20 protein-coding genes and 1 pseudogene are annotated in these 20,505 nt (G+C 66.0%); 11 read left to right on the top strand and 10 right to left on the bottom strand.

Going from position 1 to position 20,505, the window contains the following annotated elements; all coding sequences use genetic code 11:
* Both CKJ82_RS11395 and CKJ82_RS11390 read right to left on the bottom strand, forming a co-directional pair.
* A pseudogene (locus CKJ82_RS11395) lies at positions 1 to 1,095 on the bottom strand (hypothetical protein); the annotation flags it as partial.
* A 192-nt stretch (positions 1,096 to 1,287) separates the two neighbouring features.
* Positions 1,288 to 1,902 (bottom strand): DUF3558 family protein, encoded by a 615-nt coding sequence (locus CKJ82_RS11390; protein ID WP_095538238.1) that lies wholly within the window; start codon positions 1,900 to 1,902, stop codon positions 1,288 to 1,290.
* Positions 1,903 to 2,328: 426 nt separating this feature from the next.
* Between CKJ82_RS11390 and CKJ82_RS11385 the strand changes: the two genes are divergently transcribed.
* The 6 genes from CKJ82_RS11385 to CKJ82_RS11360 all read left to right on the top strand — a co-directional run bounded on the left by CKJ82_RS11385 (position 2,329) and on the right by CKJ82_RS11360 (position 7,295).
* Positions 2,329 to 2,781 carry an FGGY-family carbohydrate kinase gene (locus tag CKJ82_RS11385; RefSeq protein ID WP_095538237.1) on the top strand — a complete coding sequence of 151 codons (453 nt, stop codon included), beginning with the start codon at positions 2,329 to 2,331 and terminating at the stop codon, positions 2,779 to 2,781.
* Between the two features lie 50 nt (positions 2,782 to 2,831).
* Positions 2,832 to 3,998, top strand: a complete 1,167-nt coding sequence (locus CKJ82_RS11380; protein WP_095538236.1) for a YibE/F family protein — start codon at positions 2,832 to 2,834, stop codon at positions 3,996 to 3,998.
* A gap of 19 nt (positions 3,999 to 4,017) precedes the next feature.
* Positions 4,018 to 4,833, top strand: a complete 816-nt coding sequence (locus CKJ82_RS11375) for a DUF1906 domain-containing protein (RefSeq protein ID WP_095277124.1) — start codon at positions 4,018 to 4,020, stop codon at positions 4,831 to 4,833.
* 66 nt (positions 4,834 to 4,899) lie between these two features.
* Positions 4,900 to 5,601, top strand: a complete 702-nt coding sequence (gene trhA, locus CKJ82_RS11370; RefSeq protein WP_095538235.1) for a PAQR family membrane homeostasis protein TrhA — start codon at positions 4,900 to 4,902, stop codon at positions 5,599 to 5,601.
* A 37-nt stretch (positions 5,602 to 5,638) separates the two neighbouring features.
* Complete coding sequence (locus tag CKJ82_RS11365) at positions 5,639 to 6,436, top strand: YhfC family glutamic-type intramembrane protease (RefSeq protein WP_095538234.1); 798 nt, start codon at positions 5,639 to 5,641, stop codon at positions 6,434 to 6,436.
* A gap of 10 nt (positions 6,437 to 6,446) precedes the next feature.
* Positions 6,447 to 7,295 (top strand): polysaccharide deacetylase family protein, encoded by an 849-nt coding sequence (locus CKJ82_RS11360; RefSeq protein WP_240510770.1) that lies wholly within the window; start codon positions 6,447 to 6,449, stop codon positions 7,293 to 7,295.
* 58 nt (positions 7,296 to 7,353) lie between these two features.
* On the opposite strand, the gene CKJ82_RS11355 is transcribed toward CKJ82_RS11360, so the two are convergent.
* From CKJ82_RS11355 to CKJ82_RS11335, 5 genes are all read right to left on the bottom strand, one after another.
* Positions 7,354 to 9,003: a monocarboxylic acid transporter gene (locus CKJ82_RS11355; RefSeq protein WP_095538233.1), complete on the bottom strand. Its 1,650-nt coding sequence runs from the start codon at positions 9,001 to 9,003 to the stop codon at positions 7,354 to 7,356.
* Between the two features lie 3 nt (positions 9,004 to 9,006).
* A complete protein-coding gene (locus CKJ82_RS11350) occupies positions 9,007 to 9,285 on the bottom strand; it encodes a DUF485 domain-containing protein (RefSeq protein ID WP_095535787.1) in 279 nt (92 codons plus the stop codon).
* 384 nt (positions 9,286 to 9,669) lie between these two features.
* Positions 9,670 to 10,506, bottom strand: coding sequence for an aldo/keto reductase (locus tag CKJ82_RS11345; RefSeq protein ID WP_095538232.1), 837 nt, complete (start codon positions 10,504 to 10,506; stop codon positions 9,670 to 9,672).
* Positions 10,507 to 10,519: 13 nt separating this feature from the next.
* Complete coding sequence (locus CKJ82_RS11340; RefSeq protein WP_095277137.1) at positions 10,520 to 10,879, bottom strand: FKBP-type peptidyl-prolyl cis-trans isomerase; 360 nt, start codon at positions 10,877 to 10,879, stop codon at positions 10,520 to 10,522.
* Positions 10,880 to 11,001: 122 nt separating this feature from the next.
* Complete coding sequence (locus CKJ82_RS11335) at positions 11,002 to 12,315, bottom strand: citrate synthase (RefSeq protein ID WP_095277215.1); 1,314 nt, start codon at positions 12,313 to 12,315, stop codon at positions 11,002 to 11,004.
* Between the two features lie 219 nt (positions 12,316 to 12,534).
* Between CKJ82_RS11335 and serC the strand changes: the two genes are divergently transcribed.
* The 3 genes from serC to CKJ82_RS11320 all read left to right on the top strand — a co-directional run bounded on the left by serC (position 12,535) and on the right by CKJ82_RS11320 (position 15,763).
* Positions 12,535 to 13,671 carry a phosphoserine transaminase gene (gene serC / locus CKJ82_RS11330; RefSeq protein ID WP_095538231.1) on the top strand — a complete coding sequence of 379 codons (1,137 nt, stop codon included), beginning with the start codon at positions 12,535 to 12,537 and terminating at the stop codon, positions 13,669 to 13,671.
* A gap of 97 nt (positions 13,672 to 13,768) precedes the next feature.
* Positions 13,769 to 14,848, top strand: a complete 1,080-nt coding sequence (gene sepH / locus CKJ82_RS11325; protein ID WP_095538230.1) for a septation protein SepH — start codon at positions 13,769 to 13,771, stop codon at positions 14,846 to 14,848.
* Positions 14,849 to 14,908: 60 nt separating this feature from the next.
* Positions 14,909 to 15,763 (top strand): DUF6928 family protein, encoded by an 855-nt coding sequence (locus CKJ82_RS11320; RefSeq protein WP_095538229.1) that lies wholly within the window; start codon positions 14,909 to 14,911, stop codon positions 15,761 to 15,763.
* Here CKJ82_RS11320 and CKJ82_RS11315 read toward each other — a convergent pair.
* Together CKJ82_RS11315 and CKJ82_RS11310 are read right to left on the bottom strand one after the other, a co-directional pair.
* Complete coding sequence (locus CKJ82_RS11315) at positions 15,760 to 16,563, bottom strand: TrmH family RNA methyltransferase (RefSeq protein ID WP_095538228.1); 804 nt, start codon at positions 16,561 to 16,563, stop codon at positions 15,760 to 15,762. The two genes, CKJ82_RS11320 and CKJ82_RS11315, sit on opposite strands and share 4 nt — an antisense overlap.
* A 7-nt stretch (positions 16,564 to 16,570) precedes the next feature.
* A complete protein-coding gene (locus CKJ82_RS11310; protein ID WP_095277149.1) occupies positions 16,571 to 18,022 on the bottom strand; it encodes an NCS2 family permease in 1,452 nt (483 codons plus the stop codon).
* Between the two features lie 157 nt (positions 18,023 to 18,179).
* Between CKJ82_RS11310 and CKJ82_RS11305 the strand changes: the two genes are divergently transcribed.
* Complete coding sequence (locus CKJ82_RS11305; RefSeq protein WP_095538227.1) at positions 18,180 to 18,866, top strand: hypothetical protein; 687 nt, start codon at positions 18,180 to 18,182, stop codon at positions 18,864 to 18,866.
* Between the two features lie 10 nt (positions 18,867 to 18,876).
* Here CKJ82_RS11305 and CKJ82_RS11300 read toward each other — a convergent pair whose 3' ends face one another.
* Complete coding sequence (locus CKJ82_RS11300) at positions 18,877 to 19,581, bottom strand: DUF3027 domain-containing protein (RefSeq protein WP_095277153.1); 705 nt, start codon at positions 19,579 to 19,581, stop codon at positions 18,877 to 18,879.
* A gap of 58 nt (positions 19,582 to 19,639) precedes the next feature.
* On the opposite strand from CKJ82_RS11300, the gene CKJ82_RS11295 reads away from it, so the two are divergent.
* Complete coding sequence (locus CKJ82_RS11295; protein ID WP_095538239.1) at positions 19,640 to 20,482, top strand: glutaminyl-peptide cyclotransferase; 843 nt, start codon at positions 19,640 to 19,642, stop codon at positions 20,480 to 20,482.
* The last annotated feature ends 23 nt before the right edge of the window (positions 20,483 to 20,505 follow it).

Raw genomic sequence — 20,505 nt, 5'->3', positions numbered from 1 at the left:
GCCTGCCGGGCCGGGCATCGCGGCACCGCCGAGGGGCGCGCCGCCGGCCGGGACTGCCCCGCCGCCGAAGGCGCCGCCGGGCTGCGGGGCGATCTGCCCGAGCCCCGCGGAGGCGGCCTGCGTTGCTGCGGATCCGCCCGGTGCCTTCGCGGCCACCTGCTCAAGGACCTCCGGGTTTGGCATCCCGTACTCGGCCACGACGTGGGCTGGCGTTGCTGCGTTCCCGAGCGCGGAGAGGCCGGCGGCGGAGAAGGCGTCGCGAAGCGTGCGCGGCAACGGCGAATCCTCGAATGCGGCAGATACTGCCTCCGGCATGTCCGGCACCGCAAACCCGTTGCCCGGGATGGATCCGAGGTCAGGCAGCAGACGGTCAAAGACCGGGACCACTGGCTGCAGCGACGCGGTGAGCCGCGGCGGGAATACGCCCAGGTATGAGCGCTCAAACGCGAGCCGCGACGGGCCCGGCAACCCCGCGTACACGGACATCGCGCCGTGTGCCATGAGCTGCTCCGCGCCCGCGACCTGCGCGAGGCCCGCCGCGTGCCCCTGCATCGCGACGGACCTAGCGACGTATTCTTGGCCGACGCGGGCGACGTCGCCAAGCTTATCGACGGCACGCGCCACAAACTCAGTATCCGCCGAATCAGCGAGCATCGCGGCGACCCCAGGCAGCTGCGCAATCACCGACTGGATCAGCGCCGCGTTCTGGCCCCAAAACGCGGCCGCCGCGGTGGCTTGCGCGACCTGCGTGGTCATCAACTGTCCATGGAGCACGGGTAACGACGCCTGCGCCCCAGCCGTCGGCCGCGGATTAGAAAAGTTCTTGGCATTGTCATAGTGCGACATCGCCTGCGTCATCAGCCCAGACACGGCCCCCGCGCCGCCGGAGCGCTCCACCACGCCGATCGAGCCAAGAATCCCTGCGACGGAGTTGTCCGCCCGCGCCGTGTTCTCGGTGCTCACGCGGAGTACGTCGGCAATCGTCTGCAGCCACTCCCCCAGCACGCGGTTCGCCTCGGGCGCCGACGTGGACGACACCCGCGAGTGCGTCCGCCCCGCGCCGTCCAAGCCGGAGACCGGCGAGAAGGCGGCCATTAGACTTGATCCGGTTAGAAGCCTCGACTCAGCGAGTCGATCTGCCAAATTGTTTAGCGTCCCCACCGCAGAGTTAACAGATTCCACATCAAGATTAATCAAATTCCCCACAATTTCCCCCTATTTATTTCCAGCTGGATCCCCACCAGCTGCCTCTAAAATACGGAACCAACGCCGGTTTCGCCACCTCTTCTAAGGACTGAGCGACAAATATAGTTTCTCGAGCGACTCCAGCGCTTTGCTACACGGGTCCAATTGCTTGTGGGCCGAACCTCTAATCGAGTACGCAACGGTCAATCCACCACGAACAGTATCTACCTGAGCGTAACAATCCCTTCCACCACTGATTTCCGAGAAATGCACAAAAGCACCAGGTATCTCAGAGTTCTCAATTTCCTGAATCGACCTGGCCCCCTCACGTTCAAGCCAACTACGGCTTGAAGCATTGGCAAGAATCACTTTGGACGTACCAGGCAATTCAGATTCAACGCTGCATCCCGTTGAGCCATTCTCTGCTTTTGTGCCACGCGCTGGGCCGATATTCCTCGTAATCCCCGCCGCAGCAAATTCCTCTTCGGAGATCTCGGTGCAAGGATCGAAGAGGTCGTCGCCAAGCGTTTGCGGATCAAAGTCTCCGAGTTCGAGAGTCCCACTTTCGAAATGGAATGCCGGAACCTCGGTAGTCCCCGGACTTGAAGCTGCTTCAGCCTCGGCGTGCTGTTCGAGCACCGCGTTCTGGTCGCCGCACCCCGCGAGAAGCGTCGCCACCAGAACCGCGCCAAGCACGATCGTCTTATACTTCCCCATCAATCCCCCATCTTGATCTGCTTTCAGGCCTCTCCATTATGGCCGACTTCTGTGACGTACGCTACGCAAAACGGTTGCGATCGGCGTTGCGCTCTGCGGCCGCAGAGTGACATGTTCCATAAAACGGACCTACGCAAGGCCCAACTGGCAACAACCACCGCACCAGTTACAAAGACGGTCAAGTCCCGTGGAGTGGTGTAGCCGTCTAACTTTCGGCTCGGTTTGAAGTTCAGGGTTGGGTTAGGCGGCTAGCTGGTGTTGGTCACCATGGTTGTCTCCTGTGCGGTGCATGCGGTGTTTGGTGTGTTCGAGTGCGGATAGGGACATGGAACGTTTTTGCTGGGTCGTCCGTACAAGCGGACAAAAGCGAGCAACAACAGCAGAATCAAGATCACACTTCGACCGCGCACAATCACCTAACCGTTAGTGCTTCCGTTCTTCACCGGCGAGCGTTCCACGGGCTGGGCCGCCACCGCGCAGGCGCAGCTCTTGGGCGTCACTGCGGCAACCACACCAGCCGACCTGTGGCGGGCTGTGTTTGAAGGCATCGCAATGTCGTATCGGCGCGTCTACGAGCAGCTCAAGGAGGCAGGCGCGCTCCTCGAGCGCGTCGTGGCCTCCGGTCGTGTCACGGCCGACCACCCGACATGGCTGTCGGTGCTCGCAGATGCGCTCGGCTGCGAGGTCGTTCCCCTGGAGATGAAGCGCGCCACTCTACGTGGCACCGTGCTCATCGCGCTGGACGTCGTCGCCCCCGAGGTGCGGCGGGCAACCCCGCCGTTCGGGCAAGGCCACCGCAGCGTCGATGCACACCGCGAGTACTTCAGGGAGCTCCGCGACCGCTTCGAAGCGGCGCATCGCGCGCTTGTCGTGAAGTAGCTTTAAAATCAGTCTGATTGTCCCAGTACTGATCTCACAAGGGAGCTCCGTTGGCACGCCACGCAACCCAGTCCTCACCGTCTCCGCTGCGCACGGCGCGCGGCGTGCTCGCAGCGTTCCTCGCGATTGCGGGCGTCGTCACCGTAGCCGGGCTCGCACTACTGTGGCCGGGCGGCAAGCACCCGGAGGTCCTGCCCGGGTTTGAGCAGACACAGACGTCGACGGCTGAAACTGTGAAGGCCACCGTCATTGAACATTCGGTGGCTCCCTGTGGTGGCGTCGCAACGCCAAACCACCCTGAGTGCGACTTCTTACGCGTCGAGCTCGAATCCGGGGGAACCACAACCATCGAGGCTGCCCAGCAGCCGGGCACCCCAGAGCTTTCGGTCGGCGACCGCGTAGTGCTCTCAGTGCACCACAACCCTAAGACTTCGTATTCTTTCCTCGACATGGACCGCTCGGTGCCGCTCGGCCTGTGGCTCGCGCTCACGCTGCTGGTGGTGGTTGCCGTTGGGGCGTGGCGCGGCTTGCGCGCAATCTTCGGTCTGCTGTGCACCTTACTTGTCATCTTCGGCTTCCTAGTCCCCGGGCTTCTGCTCGGCTACAGCCCCGTGGGGCTTTCCCTGGTGACGGGTGCCGCGGTGCTGTTCCCTGTCATTTTTGTTGTGCACGGCAGGAATTGGAAGTCCGCGTCGGCCCTGGCCGGCACCCTGACGGCGCTGGGGCTTGCGGCGCTCGCGGCACACCTCGCCATCGACACGACGCAGCTTCGCGGGCTTGCCGACGAAAACAACCTCCTCATTCACATGTACCTCCCCCAGGTGCAAGTGCCAGGGATCATGCTCGCCGGATTCATCATCGGCGCGCTCGGCGTGCTCAACGACGTCACCATTGCACAGGCCTCGACGGTGCAGGAGCTGTACGAAACTTCGCCCGATGCGCGGCCCCGCGCCGTGTTCGCCTCCGCAATGAAGGTCGGCCACGATCACATCGCCTCGATGGTCTATACCCTGGTGCTGGCATACATGGGCGCTGCCCTCCCGCTGTCGATGCTGCTCCAGGTCGCCGATCGTCCCCTCACGCAGGTGCTCACCTCCGACGTGGTGGCCACCGAGATCATGCGCTCGAGTATCGGCGCGATCGCATTAGTCCTGGCGGTGCCGATCACCACGGCGATTGCGGCATGGACGATCCGCGCTCCCCAACCCACACCGTAATGTTGCTAGAGTCACGGTTGTGACTACTTTCAATCGACGCCGCCTCCTTCAAACCACCGCACTCGCAGTCGCGGGCGCAACCCTTGGCTCCACCGTGCAAGCCCACGCGCAGTCCCGCATCCTCGGCACCGTGATCGACTACTCAGCGGGCGTCCCGTCCGGCGCAGCCGTCAAGGCCGCCGGGCACATGGGCGCGGTCCGGTACGTCTCCCAGCCCCGCCCCGGCGCGGAATGGATGAAGGGTAAGCCGGTCACGATCGGCGAGACCCAGGACTTCGCCGCCAACGGGCTGGCTACCGCGTCGGTCTACCAGTTCGGGCGGGCGGAGACTGCGGATTGGAAGGAGGGGGCGGCTGGCGTCGCTAAGCATGCCCCGCAGGCGATCCGCCTCCACCAGGCTGCGGGCGGACCGAACGGCCGGCCGGTCTACATCGCGATTGATGACAACCCCACTCGCGACCAGTACGTCAACCAGATCCGCCCCTACCTGCAGGCATTCCAGCTCGCACTGAAGGCGGCCGGGCTGCTCACCGGTGTGTACGGCAACTACAACGTGATCCAGTGGTGCGTCGAAGACCGCATCGGCTCGTTCTTCTGGCAGCACGACTGGGGCTCCAACGGTCGACTGCACCCCAGCGCCAGCATCCACCAGAAGGCTGGGTTCGTCGGCACGGTGGGCGGCGTGCAGGTGGACATCAACAACGTGTACGCCTCCGACTGGGGCCAGTGGACCCCGGGGCGCGCAAACCCGCTGCCGGTCCCGGACATCAACGCGCTGGTCCAGGGGTCGAGCCAGCTCTCGTCGCAGGTGGATTGGCGGCGTTTCCTGCCGTAGGCGGGGGCGTCGATAGGCGAAACCGCGCTAGGGTGAGTCCCAGGTACACCGAGACTCGGGAGAATCATGACAGCGTTGCGCGAAGGACAGATCCAGCGTTCCTACATCGTGGCTGACCGCGGGGAGCGGCCCATCATCCGCGGGTGGTTCCACCTCGTTGCGGCGGCGCTGTCCGCGCTGTCGTCGGCGGTGCTCATCACGTTTGCGTGGATGACGCTGCACTGGCATGAAGCGCTCGGCGTCACCCTCTACGGCGCGGGCGTCGTGCTCCTCTTCGGCGTCTCCTCCGCGTACCACCTGGTGCCCTGGCGGACCTCGGAGGCCGTGCAGTGGTGGCGGCGGGCGGATCACGCGACGATCTCCATCTTCATCGCCGCGACGTACACACCACTGTGCCTCATCGTCTTCGCGCCGAAGACCGCAGCAATCATGCTCACCGTGGCGTGGCTTGGCGGCGTGGGTGGGGCAATCCTCAACCTGGTCTGGATCAACCACCCGCGTTGGCTGGACGTGGTGGTCTACGTTGGGCTCGGCTGGATCATCGTCCCGCTGATCCCCACGCTGTGGCACTCCGCGGGCCCGGCCGTTGTGTGGCTGCTGCTCGCCGGCGGGATCGTCTACACCCTCGGCGCGCTCATCTACGGCTTCAAGTGGCCCGGCCGCACCGCCCGCTACTACGGCTACCACGAGCACTTCCACACGGCGACGATCGCCGCTGCCGTCTGCCACCTGGTAGCGATCTGGATGGTCGTGGTGCAAGCCGGCTGAGCGCATTTGCAGGCCAAGGGTTGGTAGCCTCTCCCCCATGACCCCAATTGTTCTCGTGGGCCTGCAGCTCATCGGCATCGTCGCCATCGTCCTGGCCGCGTGGTTCGCCGGCAAGAAGCTCCTCGGCTACCCGTGGTCCGCGCTCGGATGGGGCGTCCTCGCGTTCCCCCTCTCGCAGGTATTCCGCTTCCTGCTCATATACCCGGTCAACATGCTGTGGGGAGCTATTTTCGACGCCCACACAGCCCTCATCGCCACAACGCTGACCCTCATCGCCACCTCCGGCCTGTTCGAGGAGGCGACCCGCTGGGTGGTCATGCGCTTCTGGGCCAAGCGCACTCGCGCCTGGCGCGACGGCGTCGGCTTCGGCCTCGGCCACGGCGGGATCGAGGCACTCCTCACCATCGGGTCTGTGAGTATCAACAATATTGTCCTGCTCCTCGCCGCGGACCAGATCCTGGAGGCCGTCGAATCGCAGCAGAACCCTGAGGCCACCGAAGCGGTCAACCAACAGATCGACGCGGTTCACAGCATCACCGCCGCGCTGGCAGGCATGAGTCTCTACGAGCGCATCCTGGCCATCACCCTCCACGTCGCCATGTCGGTCCTCGTGCTGCGTGCGGTTCGCGAGCACCGCTGGGTCCTGTGGCTCGCCGCCGTAGCCATCCACATCGCGTTCAACTCGATCGCGGTCGGCATGATGCAACTCGGACCGGCGGCGATGTACTCCGCTATGACCGTCAGTACGCTCGCCCTCCTGTGGGCACTGCTCAAGGGGCCGCTGTCGCGCAAGGCCGTCGAGACGAAGCCAGCGGAACCCCCGCTGACCGCTTAAGCTCTCTCGTGTGAATCGACGTACCGCGCTGCTGACTATCGCCTCCGGCCTGGCGCTCGCCGCCTGCGAGGCGGAGCGAAGCACGCGCCCCGTCCAGCGGACCTCGCGCTCTTCACAGCCGAGCCAGACGCAGACGAGTCAGCCACGGCCGAGCACGCCCGCCGCGCTGCGCTTCCCCTCCCCCGCCGCCTACGCGGACGCGCAGCCGACGCAGTTTGGCATGCACTTGCCGGGGATCACGGATTTTCTCCCCACCCAGCCCCCGCTGCGCACCCTCGCGCTCACCTTCGACGCGTGCGGTGGCGAGGTGGACCACGCGCTGGTGGATACTCTGCGCGAGCTCCGCGTCCCCGCCACCCTGTTCCTCGCCGGCCCGTGGATCCAGGCGCACCCGGACCTCACCCGCGAGTTGGCCAACGACCCCGTCTTCCAGCTGGAAAACCACGGGGCCCGCCACCTCCCGCTAAGCGTAAACGGCCAGCACGTCTACGGCATCCCGGGCACCGCGAGCCCCGCCGAGGCGATTCAGGAGGTCGCCGAGAACGCGGAGACGCTGCGCGCCTTCGGGGTCAACTCCACCTGGTTCCGGGCCGCCACCGCCCACTACGACGACATCGCGGTGCGCATCCTCGCCGACAGTGGCGCGCGTATCGCCGGGTTTGCCACCAACGGTGATTTCGGCGCCACCGCCTCCCCCGCCCAGGTCACGCAGCAGATCCGCCACGCTCCCGACGGCGCGATCGTCCTCATGCACATGAACCACCCGCAGTCGGGCACCGCCGCCGGCGTGCGCCAGGCCATCGAGGAGCTCCACGGCCAGGTCCGCTTCGTCCAGCTCGGCGAGGGCACCCCCGCTTAACGACGCCAACGCCGACCCAACTTCAACGTCAGGCCGGCGTCGCACGCGGTGAGTGTGGCTAGTGGTCGACCGGAGCCTCCACGCCCACACCGGTCAGGGAGCGGACCTCCATCTCGGCCTGCTTCTCCTCAAAGTTGTCCGGCTTGCCCATGAAGGTGCCAATGATGCCGGCGAGGAAGCCGAGCGGGATGGACACGATGCCCGGGCTGGACAGCGGGAAGATGGCCCAGTCGGCGTTGGGGAACATCGCGGTCTCCGCGCCGGAGACTGCCGGGGACAGGAAGATCAGCACCAGGGCGGAGATGAGGCCGGTGTAGATGGACACGACCGCGCCGGTGGTGTTGAACCGCTTCCAGTACAGGGAGAACAGGATGGTCGGCAGGTTTGCGGACGCCGCGATGGCGAACGCCAGGGAGACCAGGAACGCCACGTTCTGGGACATCGCCAGGATGCCCAGGATGATCGAGACGATGCCCAGGATCACCACGGTGATGCGGGAGACGCGGACCTGCTCGTCCTCGGTGGCCTCGCCGTCACGGATCACCGAGGCGTACACATCGTGCGCGATGGACGCGGAGGCGGTGATGGCCAGGCCGGAGACCACGGCGAGCACCGTTGCGAAGGCGACCGCGGAGATCAGCGCCATGAAGAAGGAGCCACCCAGCTCGAACGCCAGCAGCGGGGCCGCGGAGTTCGCACCGCCGGGAGCGGCGAGGATGCGGTCCGGGCCGACCAGGGCTGCGGCTGCGTAGCCCAGCACCAGGGTGAACAGGTAGAACACACCGATGAGCACGATGGCCCAGGTCACGGACTTGCGCGCTTCCTTCGCGGTGGGCACGGTGTAGAAGCGCATCAGCACGTGCGGTAGGCCCGCGGTGCCGAGCACCAGGGTGAGGCCGAGCGAGATGAAGTCAATCTGCTTGGTCAGGGTCGCGCCGTACTTCAGGCCCGGCTTCATAATCTCTTCGGCTTCGTAGCCCTTCGACGCCAGGTAGTCGGAGGCGGCGTGGGCGCTGATCGCATCGTCGAAGAGCGTGTTCATGCCGCCGCGGATCTTGACAAACACCAGCACCGTCATCACGGCAACACCGGCGACGAGCAGCACGGCCTTAATCATCTGCACGTAGGTGGTGCCCTTCATACCGCCGACGAGGACGTAGACGATCATGATCACGCCGACGATGCCCACGCAAATCGCCTGGGCGGAGTAGCTGTGCAGGTTCAGGAGGACCGAAACCAGCGAGCCCGCGCCCGCCATCTGGGCGATGAGGTAGAACAGCGACACGAACAGGGTGCCAAACGCCGCGGCGACGCGCACCGGCTTCTGACGCAGGCGGAAGGACAGGACGTCCGCCATGGTGAAGCGGCCGACGTTGCGCAGCGGCTCTGCCACCAGCAGCAGGGCGACGAGCCACGCGACGAAGAAGCCGATGGAGTACAGGAAGCCGTCGTAGCCGCTCAGCGCGATGGAGCCCACAATCCCCAGGAAGGATGCGGCGGACAGGTAGTCGCCCGCAATGGCCAGGCCGTTCTGGGTACCGCTGAAGGAGGAACCGCCGGTGTAGAAGTCGGCGGACTCGCTGGTCGTCTTACCAGCGCGGGTCACCACGAAGAGGGTGACCATGATGAAGATGGCAAAGACCGCAATGTTCAGCAGCGGGTTGCCGGCGCCGTCCGCCTCTGGCGCCGCGAGGATGTATTCCTGCATGTGTTAGCCCTCCATGACTTCTCGGATGTGAGCCGCGCGCGGCTCCAGGTTTTTGTTCGCCCACTTCACGTACACCCAGGTGATGAGGAACGTGGTGAAGAACTGAGCCAGGCCGAGCCACAGCCCGACGTTGAGCCCGAGGAAGGGCGTGGCCATTGCCTCCGGCATCAGCGTCGCCACGACGACGAAGACGAGGAACCAGAGGAAGAACGCCACCGATACGGGGAACGTAAATCCGCGGAACGTCTTGCGGAGGTCTTGGAATTCGGGACTGCGCTGCATAGCCACAAATTCGTCGGGGGTGGGTTCCCGACGTTGTGGGATGGAAGTCGATCCAGTCACGGCTTCTATCCTTTCTTGTCTTGTACAAGTTCACGAGTGCTCTGTTTGCAATGTCTGCAGAGGCGGACCAGCACGGCTTGCAGCATCATGATGTGCCACCTTCAACTCGACACACTGAATGTTACCTACCCCACACGACGGCCATGCATGATTAACGGATAACGTTTTCACACAAACGTGATCCCAATATCCAAAACATGCTTTTAGCAGGAAAAACCAATGATCATACGACTACCCCCGTACAGCGCCCCTCCCCGCCAAAACGCGCAGCAAAAAGGGCCTACCCGTCATCGGGTAGGCCCTGCGTGTGCGCTGAGTGGACCGCTACTCCACGTCTCCGGGGAACGTCAGCGGATCGCCGGACATGCGCCCACCCTGCACGCCGTCGAGGGCGGCCACGTCGGCGTCGTCAAGCTTGACGCTCAGCGCACCGAGGTTTTCCTCCAAGCGTGCGGGGTTCGCCGTCTTCGGCACGACGGACACGCCCATCTGCAGCAGGTACGCCAGCACGACCTGGGCGGGCGTCACGCCATGCTTGTTCGCAACACCGGCGATGGCGGGATCGTCGAAGTTCTTCCCGCGCGCCAGCGGAGCCCACGCCTCGGTGACGATGCCGTGCTCGGCGTGGTACTCGCGCAGCTCCGGCTGGGTGAACCCGGCGTGCAGCTCGACCTGGTTGAGCACCGGCGTAACACCGGTGGCCTTTGTGATCTCGTCCAGGACCTCCGGGTAGAAGTTGGCCACGCCGACGGACTGTAGCTGGCCCATCCCCTGGAGGTGCACCAGCTCCTCAAAGGCCGACACGTAGAGCCCCTTCTGCGGCCACGGCCAGTGGACCAGGTAGAGGTCGATGAACTCGAGGTCCAGACGCTTGAGCGACTCCTGGTATGCGGCCGCGACGCGGTCCTGGTCGTCGTTCCACAGCTTGGTGGTCACGAACAGGTCCTCGCGGGTGACATCACCGGCCGAGATGGCGTCGTTGAGCGCCTTGCCCACGGCCTCCTCGTTGCCGTAGAAGGAGGCGGTGTCGATGTGACGGTAGCCGAGCTCGATGGCGCGGCGGATGACCTTGTTCACGTCCTCGTCGGAAAGCTTGTAGGTGCCCAGGCCGAGGAGCGGGAAATCGTAGCCGTCGTTGAGCGTGGTGACTGGGATGCGCATGCGTGGTCCTCTCTTAGCGGACGTCGATCAAGTCGATGACAAAGACGAGGGTACGCCCAGCGAGCGGGCTGGGGGCACCCGCAGGACCGTAGCCCTTCTCCGGCGGGACGATCAGCTCGCGGCGGCCGCCGACCTTCATGCCGGGGATGCCCTCCTGCCAGCCTTCAATCAGGCCGCTGAGCCAGAACTCTGCCACGCTACCGCGGTCCCACGAGGAGTCGAACTCCTCGCCAGACTCGTAGAACACGCCGAGGTAGTGCACCTTGACGTAGCCGCCTGGCACCGCTTCAGCGCCGTCACCGACAACGAGGTCATTGATGACCAGGTCTTTCGGCGCCGGCTCGTTCGGAACAGTGATGGTCGGCTTTTCCATGTATGTGAATTCTCCTTGAAGAAACAATCGTGAAAATGCGAAACCGCCGAGAACGGTTTTCCCCGAAGTATAAGGGAAATCTCATTCTCGACGGTTATCCGCGCCTGCTACCTGCGGTTTTCCTATCGCTGGTCGCGCGGGATGAAGTCGCGCTGCTGGTAGCCGGTGTAGATCTGGCGCGGGCGGTTGATCTTGGTGTTCATCTCCAGCTGCTCGCGGTACTGCGCGATCCAGCCCGGGAGGCGGCCGATGGCGAAGAGGACCGTAAAGAAGTCGGTGGGGAAGCCCATCGCACGGTAGATCAGGCCGGTGTAGAAGTCCACGTTCGGGTAGAGCTTGCGGGAGACGAAGTAATCGTCCTTCAGGGCGATCTCCTCGAGCTTCATCGCCAGGTCAAGCAGCTCGTCGCCGCCCAGGTGCTCAAGCACCTCGTGCGCGGTCTCCTTGACGATCGCGGCGCGCGGGTCGTAGTTTTTGTACACGCGGTGGCCGAAGCCCATCAGGCGGACGCCCTTTTCCTTGTTCTTCACGCGGTTCATGAAGTCGGTGGCGTCGCCGTCGTGGTTCGTCTTGATGTCCTCGAGCATCTCCAGCACGGCCTGGTTTGCGCCGCCGTGCAGCGGGCCAGCCAGCGCGTTGATGCCGCCGGCGATGGAGACGAACATATTCGCCTGCGCGGAGCCGATCATGCGGACGGTGGAGGTGGAGCAGTTTTGCTCGTGGTCAGCGTGCAGGATCAGCAGCTTGTCCAGCGCCTTGACCAGGACCGGGTCGACCTCGTACGGCTCGGTCGGGTAACCAAACATCATGCGCAGGAAGTTCTCGCGCGCATTGAGCGAGTTATCCGGGTACATGTACGGCTTGCCCTGCGATGCGCGGTAGGCGTACGCAGCCAGCATCGGCACCTTTGCCATCAGGCGCACGGTGGCCTTGTCCAGCTGCTCCTCGTCCAACGGGTCGAGCTGGTCCTGGTAGTACGCGGAGAGGATGTTCACCGACGAAGCCAGCACGGCCATCGGGTGCGCGTTGCGCGGGAAGACGTTGAACGCCGCCTTAAAGTCCTCATCCAGCAGCGTGTGGTGGCGAATCTCGGTGTTGAACTTCTCCAGCTCATCCGTGGTCGGCAGCTCGCCGCGGATCAGCAGGTAGGAGACCTCGTTGAAGCTGGCGTTGTTGGCCAGGTCCGCAATGTCGTAACCACGGTAGCGCAGAATGCCGGCGTCACCGTCAATGTAGGTGATCTTGGACTCGGTGGAACCTGTGGAGACGTAGCCCGGGTCGAAGGTCACCAGGCCGGTCTCGCCCAGCATCTTGCCAAGGACAACGCCGTCGTTGCCCTCGGAAGCCTTCATGATGTCCATCTCGTACTCGCCACCCGGGTAGTGGAGTACCGCCTTCTCGTTGTTCTCAGTAGCCACAGTGTGCCTTTCCACGATTGATCGCGTTGTTCGGCGCAAGCCGAAGAATTACCTCCGCCATCCTAGCAAAGTTTGTGATCCGTATGACAAGTAGCCGTGAGCAGCCCGTCCGCCACACAGCCCACACCGGCAATCGCCGGAATCTGTGAAACTAAACTGTGCCACCCCCGTGTTGTGATGCATTATATTATGCATTACACCGCAACTTTTCCGGCTCCCAACGAGGAAAGACGCCACATGAGCACCTACCCCACTCTCCCCTCCAACCTGATCCCCGCCGACGGCCGCTTCGGGTGCGGTCCGTCCAAGGTCCGCCCGGCCCAGCTCGAAGCGATCGCCCGCGGCGCAGACGTGATCGGCACCTCCCACCGCCAGCCGGCGGTGAAGAACCTGGTGGGCGAGGTCCGCGAGGGGCTCGCCGCGCTCTTCGGCCTGCCGGACGGCTACGAGGTCGTCCTCTCGCTCGGCGGCGCCACCGCCTTCTGGGATGCCGCAACCTTCGGCGTGATCAAGCAGCGGTCCGCACACCTGAGTTTCGGCGAGTTCTCCTCCAAGTTTGCCAAGGCCGCCGCGAAGGCGCCCTGGCTCGACGAGCCGCGGCTCGTTCAGGCCGACCCCGGATCCGCCCCGAGCCCCGCCGAGTTCAACGGCCTCGACAGCGAGGACGCCGACGTCGTCGCCTGGGCCCACAACGAGACGTCGACAGGCGCCATGGTGCCCGTTACCCGCCCCGACACCGACGCGCTCGTGCTTATCGACGCCACCTCGGGCGCCGGGGGACTCCCCGTTTCCATGCAGGACGCGGACATCTATTACTTCTCCCCGCAGAAGTGCTTCGCCTCCGACGGCGGCCTGTGGCTGGCGGCGATGAGCCCCGCCGCCCTCGACCGCATCGCCGAGGTCAAAGCGTCCGACCGCTTCATTCCCGCATTCCTGGACCTGCAGACCGCAGTGGACAACTCACGCAAGAACCAGACCTACAACACCCCCGCCGTCGCGACGCTGCTCATGCTGGCGGAGCAGGTGTCGTGGATGAACGCGAACGGCGGCCTGGACGGCATGGTCGAGCGCACCTCCGCAAATGCGCAAGCGCTCTACGGCTGGGCCGACGCACACGAGCTAGCCGCCCCCTTTGTCCAGGACCCCGCGCAGCGCTCCCTCGTCGTGGGCACGATCGACTTTGATGCGCGCGTCGACGCCGCCGAGCTGGCCAAGGCGCTGCGCGCCAACGGCATCCTGGACACCGAGCCCTACCGCAAGCTGGGCCGGAACCAGCTGCGCATCGGTATGTTCCCGGCGATTGAGTCGCAGGACGTGCGCACGCTCACGCAGGCGATCGATTGGTTGCTCGGCCAGGGCGTCGGCCAAAAGTAACGACAACCCGAGGGCCAGCACAAACGCCCCGTGTCTACCGCAGCGCCCCGGCGGGGTGCGCTAGGCTGGGGTGAACTGACCGGGCGAAGGGAGATCCATGCGCGAGCTGCACCTGATGGCAGATGAATCGACGGCGAAGTTTTTTGTGCTTCGTGACGCAGACGGCGTGAGCTTCCAGATCGCCCGCTCCGAGTTTGACAGCGTCTACAGTGCCCCCGACGTCGCCGACACGCCCGAGGAGGCCCCGCTGGCTAGCGCCCCCGCGTCCGGCAGCACCATCCACACGCTCCACCCGGCGCCGACCGAGGCCGAGGACGCGCCCGCTGAAACACCGGAGCCACAGGACGCGCCAGAGCCTTCTGAGCCCTCCATGCCCGACGACACCCCGGAGTACAGCGCCCTGAGCCAGATGGCCAAGCAGCGCCCCCTGCCGGAGCCGGACCCGCTCCTGTCCACTCCCCTTTCCCTCCCGCCGAAGGAAATCCAGGCGCGCATCCGCGCCGGCGCGACGGCCGCCGAGCTGGCGCAGGAGATGGGCGTGGCGGAAAGCCGTGTCGACCCCTACGCCCACCCCGTCATGCTGGAGCGCGCGCAGATCGCGGAGGCCGCCAAGCAATCGCACCCGGTTCGCGACGACGGCCCCGCGAAGCTCTCCCTGTTTGAGATCCTGGCCACCGCGTTCGCCGCCCGCGGCCACTCGCTGAGCGAGGCGGAGTGGGACGCCACCCGCCAGCCGGGCGACGCGTGGGTCGTACACCTGCGCTGGCGCGCCGGCCTGACAGAGAACGAGGCGCAGTGGACGCTGCAACGCTCGATGGGCGCGACCGCGTCGACCGAGGCGCGCAACGGCGTCGCGGCGGATCTCACGGACCCCAACTTTGTGCAGCCGGTGCGCTCGCTCACCGCGGTGAGCGCGGGCGACGGCGAAGCACCGGAAGAGCTCAACGCGCCGGAAGCCAACGAGGCCGACGGCGAAACCGGCGCGCCGGCCGATCCCACTGCACCCACCACGCCCACCACGCCCACCACGCCAACAGAGTCCGCAGTGACCGAGGGCGATTTCCTGCAGCACCCGGAGAGCCAGGCCCCACAGAAGCGGCGCCGCAAAGCAGTGACCCCGCACTGGGAAGACGTCCTGCTCGGGGTCCGTACAAATACCAAGCGCCCAAAGAAGTAGCGGGCGAACACGCCGAGCAAAGGCCGCGCAGCGGACGCCACATTCCTTAAACTAAGTGACATGTCATACCCTGCCATTGTGACCGTGTGGTTTGTCAGCACCGACGACCCCGCTGCCGTGCTGCGCTCCGAGCCAAAGGCCGACCGCGGCTTCGGCCGCAAACTGCTCAGCCAGATCAACCCCGCCTGGCCGATCACCCCGATCGGCGAGTTCCCCCTCAACCGCTCCTCCACCCCGGGGCCGGACGAGTTCTACATCGCGGGCTACCCGGGCGTCGCCGTCGTGCAGACCTTCGTGGAGTCGATGGACACCGTGACCGACGCCTCCGAGGTCACCGCCCACCTCCGCGAGGCGCTGCCGGCGACGGACACCTACGTGTTCGCGCAGGGCACGGACTCGGACTACGCCGGATTTGCCCACTACACGGGCACGCAGGTACGCCGCGCGCTGGCCGCGACCCGCGAGGTAGTGCTCGAGGACGTCGGCCTGCCCGACCCGTTCGAGGCCCCCTACTGGGCGGGCGAGAAGGCGGAGCAGCTGGGAGGGATCACGCTCCCCTTCGAGCCGTCGGACCTTACCGATGCGGCGCAGGAGGCCTGGCTGGGTGTCCCCGTCAGCCCGGAGGGTCCGGACGTGCACGTGGTGGGCTACGCCATCGACGGCCGCCCGGAGCCGAAGATCGGCCCGGCGAAGCCGCGGACCAAGTCAGTCAATGAGGTCGCCGCCCGCTTCGCAGATACGGAGAAGGACTACGACGACTACGAGGTCGAAGCCCCGGATGAGGACGGGCACGAGTTTGCGCAGCTTGCCGACGCCTCCCTCGCCGCCACCAAGCGCATCGGCCGCGGCCTCTCGCGCCGCCTCAAGCGGCTGGCGGCGCAGGTCCAGGACCGCATCCGGCACTCGGACCGCTAAGACCGGGAGCGCTGCGCCTCGTAGAACGCAATCGCGGCTGACGTCGCCACATTCAGCGAGTCGGTTCCTGGCGCCATGGGGATCTTCGCGCGCGCGTCGGTCGCGGCCATGGCGTGGCGCGTTAGACCCGGCCCCTCCCCGCCGACGAGGAAGGCGATCTTGTCGTGCCCTTCCACGGCCTCGCGCAGCAGCACCGCGTCGTCGGCCGGGGTGAGCGAAACAAGCCACCATCCGTCGTCCTTGAGCTCCTGCAGGGAGCGCTGCCAGGTCGTGGTCGTGCCCTCGAGGTGCGCAAACGGGGTGCGCAGGACGTGGCCCATGGAGACGCGAACGCTGCGGCGATACAGCGGGTCGGCGGTCGCCGCGCCGAACAGGACGCCGTCCACGCCCATGCCCGCCGCGTTGCGGAAGATGGACCCAATGTTTTCGTGGTCGCCCACGCCCTCCAGGATGACAAGCGTGCGCGCGCCGTCGAGGACCTCGGCGACGCTGCGCTCGGGCGCCTTGTCCGCGGAGGCAAGCAGGCCGCGGTGCATGTCGTAGCCGGCGACCTCGCCCATGATCTTCCGGGTGATCTCGTAGACCGGGATCTGGCGGCGCTCGAGCTCCTCGCCGTAGTCCTGGAGGAAGGATTCGAGCCGGCCGCCGAAGCCGTAGATGGCGCGGACCGGGAAGCGGGACTCCACGAGACGGCCCGCGACGAGCGGGCCTTCGGCGAAGACCAGCCCTTTCTCCTTATCGGAGTGTTTGAGGTCGCGGATGTCGTCGAGGCGGGGGTCCTGGGGGTCGTCGATAAGCATGAATCTCCTAGCTCAGTGCGGCGAGCAGCGGGCCCTGCGCGAAGTAGACCACGAACAGGGCCGAGATGAGCCACATGATCCAGTGGATCTGCTTGTGCTTGCCGGTGAACACGGCCATCACGGTGAACGCGATGAAGCCGACGCCGATGCCGTTGGCAATGGAGTAGGTCAGCGGCATGACGATGATGGTGAGAAACGCCGGGAAGGCGACGTCGAAGCGGGTCCAGTCAATGCTGCCCACCTGCATCATCATCAGGGCGCCCACGACGACGAGGACCGGTGCTGCGGCCTCGATGGGCACCATCTCATACAGCGGGGTGAAGAACATGGCGGCGAGGAAGAGCACGCCGGTGACCACGTTGGCCAGGCCGGTGCGCGCGCCGTCGGCGATGCCTGCGGAGGAGTCGACGAAGACGGTGTTGGAGGACGAGGAGGCGGCGCCGCCGAGCACCGCGCCGAAGCCCTCGACAACCAGGGCGCGCTTCATGTCGGGCAGGTTGCCGTGCTCGTCGGTCACCTCGGCCTGGCGGCCGAGCGCCGTCATGGTGCCCATCGCGTCGAAGAAGTTGGCGAGGACCAGGGTGAACACCAGCAGCGAGGCGGCGATGACGCCCAGGTGCACGAACGCGCCCGCCAGGTCGATGTTGCCCACGAGTGACAGGTCGGGGACGCCTCCGAGCGAGCTGGGCAGCTCCGGCACGGCGAGCGACCAGCCGTGCGGATCATCCGCGGAGGAACCGGCGCCGGCGAAGTGCTCCACGATCAGGGAGATGATGGTGGTGATGACGATCCCGATGAACAGTCCGCCAGGCACGTTGCGTGCGACCATGAAGCCGCAGATGATCAGGCCGATCACAAAGACGAAGGTGGGCCAGGAGGCGATGGAGCCGCTAAAGCCCAGCTGGACCGGCACGGTGGTCATTGCCGCATCGGGCACGCGGCGGACAAAGCCTGCGTCCACGAGGCCGATCATGGCGATGAACATGCCGATGCCCACGCTCATGGCCACCTTCATGGAGTCCGGAATCGCGTCAAACACTGCGGTGCGGAAGCCGGAGATGGCGAGCAGGACGATGATAATGCCGTCGATGACCACCAGCCCCATGGCCTCCGGCCAGGTCAGCCCCTGCTGCCCCACGAGCGTGACGGCCACGAGCGTGTTCAGGCCGAGGCCGGTGGCGATGCCGAAGGGGTACTTGGCAATCACGCCGAAGAGAATGCTCATCACGCCCGCGGCGAGCGCGGTCACGGCGGCGACCTGCGGGATTCCCAGCACCACGCCGTCGCGGTCCGCGCTGGTGCCCAGGATCAGCGGGTTGAGCAGCACGATGTAGGCCATTGCGAAGAAGGTCACTACGCCGGCGCGGATCTCCGTGCCGACGGTGGAGCCGCGTTCGTTGATGTGAAAGAATCGGTCAAGCCCGCCCTGCGGCGAGGCGTTTGAGGTGACGGTACTCACGTCGGATGTTCTCCCCTATCCCTTTCAGGATGATTGAATTATGAATGGCACGGCCTGAATACATACTGCCGTTTCCGTGACATAGACTGTCACTTTTCTTGGCATTTTTACAAATACGACCATTGCAACCACTGCCCCACCCACGGAAAGGCCCGCGGTGCACTCATTCACCTTCGTCGTGCAAGAGGGGGCGGTTGTCGACGCCGCCGCGTACACCTCCGAGCTGCGCCACCTCGGCGTTTCCACCGCCGAGATACATCGGCTCCGCCTCCGCCTAAGCCTGGTGGGTGGTACGCGCCGCGCGGTCCTCGTGGTCGAGGGCAGCTCGGCCTCCCTCGAGCTTCGCCCGCTGGCCCCTATGCCGCTGGAGATCGCGGTCGCCGCCCAGCCGGTGCGCGACGAGCGCACCACCCCCGCCTTTGTCGGCCCGGACCTGGGGTGGCAGCGGCTCGAACTCGCTCAGGCGGGGGCCGATGAGGGCCTGCTTGTCGACGCCACGGGCCGGGTCGTCTCCGCCATCATGAACCCCCTCCTCCTGCTCAGGCACGGGGCCGCGTACGTATCGAGCCACGAGCACACCTCCGCCTCTATCGCGCTCGACGGCGTGGTGGACATTCTCGCTGGACAGGGCGTCGAGGTACGCCACCTCGACGGCGGCTTCGTCCGCTCGGACCTGCTCACCAGCGAGGTGTGGGTGGTCGACCCGCTGTGCGGCGCGCGCCTGGTCACATCGTGGCTGGAGTACGGGACGCGGCGCCCGGCACGCCGCTGGGTGGAGCGCCGCGAAGTGCCCACGCACCGTGAGGTCAACGAGCTGCGCCGCGGGCGGGCGACACCGCTCTAGGCACGCCGCGCTAGAGCCCGACCGATTCCACCGTCGTATCGGCATGGGCGCCGCACCCGTAGGACGCGGCGACAACGTGACCGTCAGCCGAGTACTCGTTGGTGCACACGCCGAAGTTGTCGCCGACCGGCTCGCCCATCGGGACGTAGAACGCGCAGCTGCGGCAGTGCAGCGCTGCCTTCTCTGCAAACTCGCTGTTCGGGCCGTAGTCGCCGGTGCGCCAGCGCTTCTCCGCGTCGCTGAGCCCCTTTTCGGTGAGGTAGTGCTTCGTTTCCCGCCCCGGGAACGTGACGGCGTGGCGGGAGAAGGAGTCTTCGGTGAGGCGATCGTCGTCAGGCGCGATCTCGATGATGTCGCCCGGGCCGAGGTCGCCGGGGCGCAGCCGCTCGGAGTACGGCACCCAGTCGGGCGCTTCGAGCGCGCCGGCAGCGGGCATGAGCGCGAGCTCGTTGATGGTCACCCAGTCGGAGCCCGTGGCGCAGGCGACGACGACGTTCCATTCCCAGCCGGGGTACCCGGGGACCTGCGCGGCAAACCGATGCGTCGCGACGTTGTGGCTCAACCCGCCCACGCCGATGTGCTCACCGATTTCCTCGGGCTGCGCGATCTCTTCGAGCGCTTCGCGCGCGGTGTCGATCGCGTTGGCGCTGAGCAGTGGCGTGGCCGCGTCGGGCCGCTTGCGGGAGCGTTTGTTGGAATGTGACACGCTCACCATTATGCGCGACACCGGGCGCACGAGTACAGCGGGTGTGCAGGTGGTGCAAGATAGGGGCATGATCTTCACTCGCCGCGCAGCCGCAGTAGTCGCTGCCTCCCTTGCCGTCTGCGCATCGCTGACCGCGTGCGACGACGACACCGTGCCCGACGCCCTGCCCGACACCGTGCCCGACACCGTGCCAAATGCTGCCCCCGAGCGCCTGCGCGCGGTCGTGCAGGAGCGCTACGATTTCGACCCCACCAGCTTTACCCAGGGCCTGGAGGTGGACCAGGACGGCTCGCTGCTGGTGGGCACCGGGCAGGAGGGCGAGTCCCGCATCTACCGGCGCTCGCTCGACGGCGCCGAGTCGCAGTCGGTGGACCTGGACCCGGAGCTGTTCGGCGAGGGCATCACCCGCGTGGGCGATGCGCTCTGGCAGCTCACCTGGCAGGACAACACCGCCATCCGCCGCGACGCCTCCACGCTGGAAGAGACGGGTCGCGTCTCCTACGAGGGCGAGGGCTGGGGCCTGTGCAACCGGGGCGAGGAGCTCATCTTCTCCGACGGCTCGGCGGAGCTGCGCCGCATGGATCCGGATTCGCTTGAGGAGCGCGAGCGGTTCCGCGTCACCTCCGACGGCGCCCCCGTCACCGGGCTCAATGAGCTCGAGTGCGTGGGCGACGACATCTACGCCAACGTGTTTACCACCACGGATATTGTGCGCATCGACGCCAACTCGGGCGAGGTCACAGCGCTTATCGACGCCTCCGCGCTCCCCAACCACGCCTCCCCCGACCCGAACAACGTACTCAACGGCATCGCACACCTGCCGGGCACGGACGAATTCCTGCTGGCCGGCAAGCGCTGGCCGGACCTGTACCGGGTCACCTTCGAACCGGCCGACGGCCAGTCCGGCTAGCGCACCCGGTTACACTGGCGCGC

The sequence above is a fragment of the Corynebacterium gottingense genome, assembly GCF_002285125.1.
In the GTDB taxonomy this organism is placed as follows: Bacteria; Actinomycetota; Actinomycetes; order Mycobacteriales; family Mycobacteriaceae; genus Corynebacterium; species Corynebacterium gottingense.
Note: the sequence above shows the minus strand (reverse complement) of the source record. Positions and strands in the feature narration are given on the sequence as shown.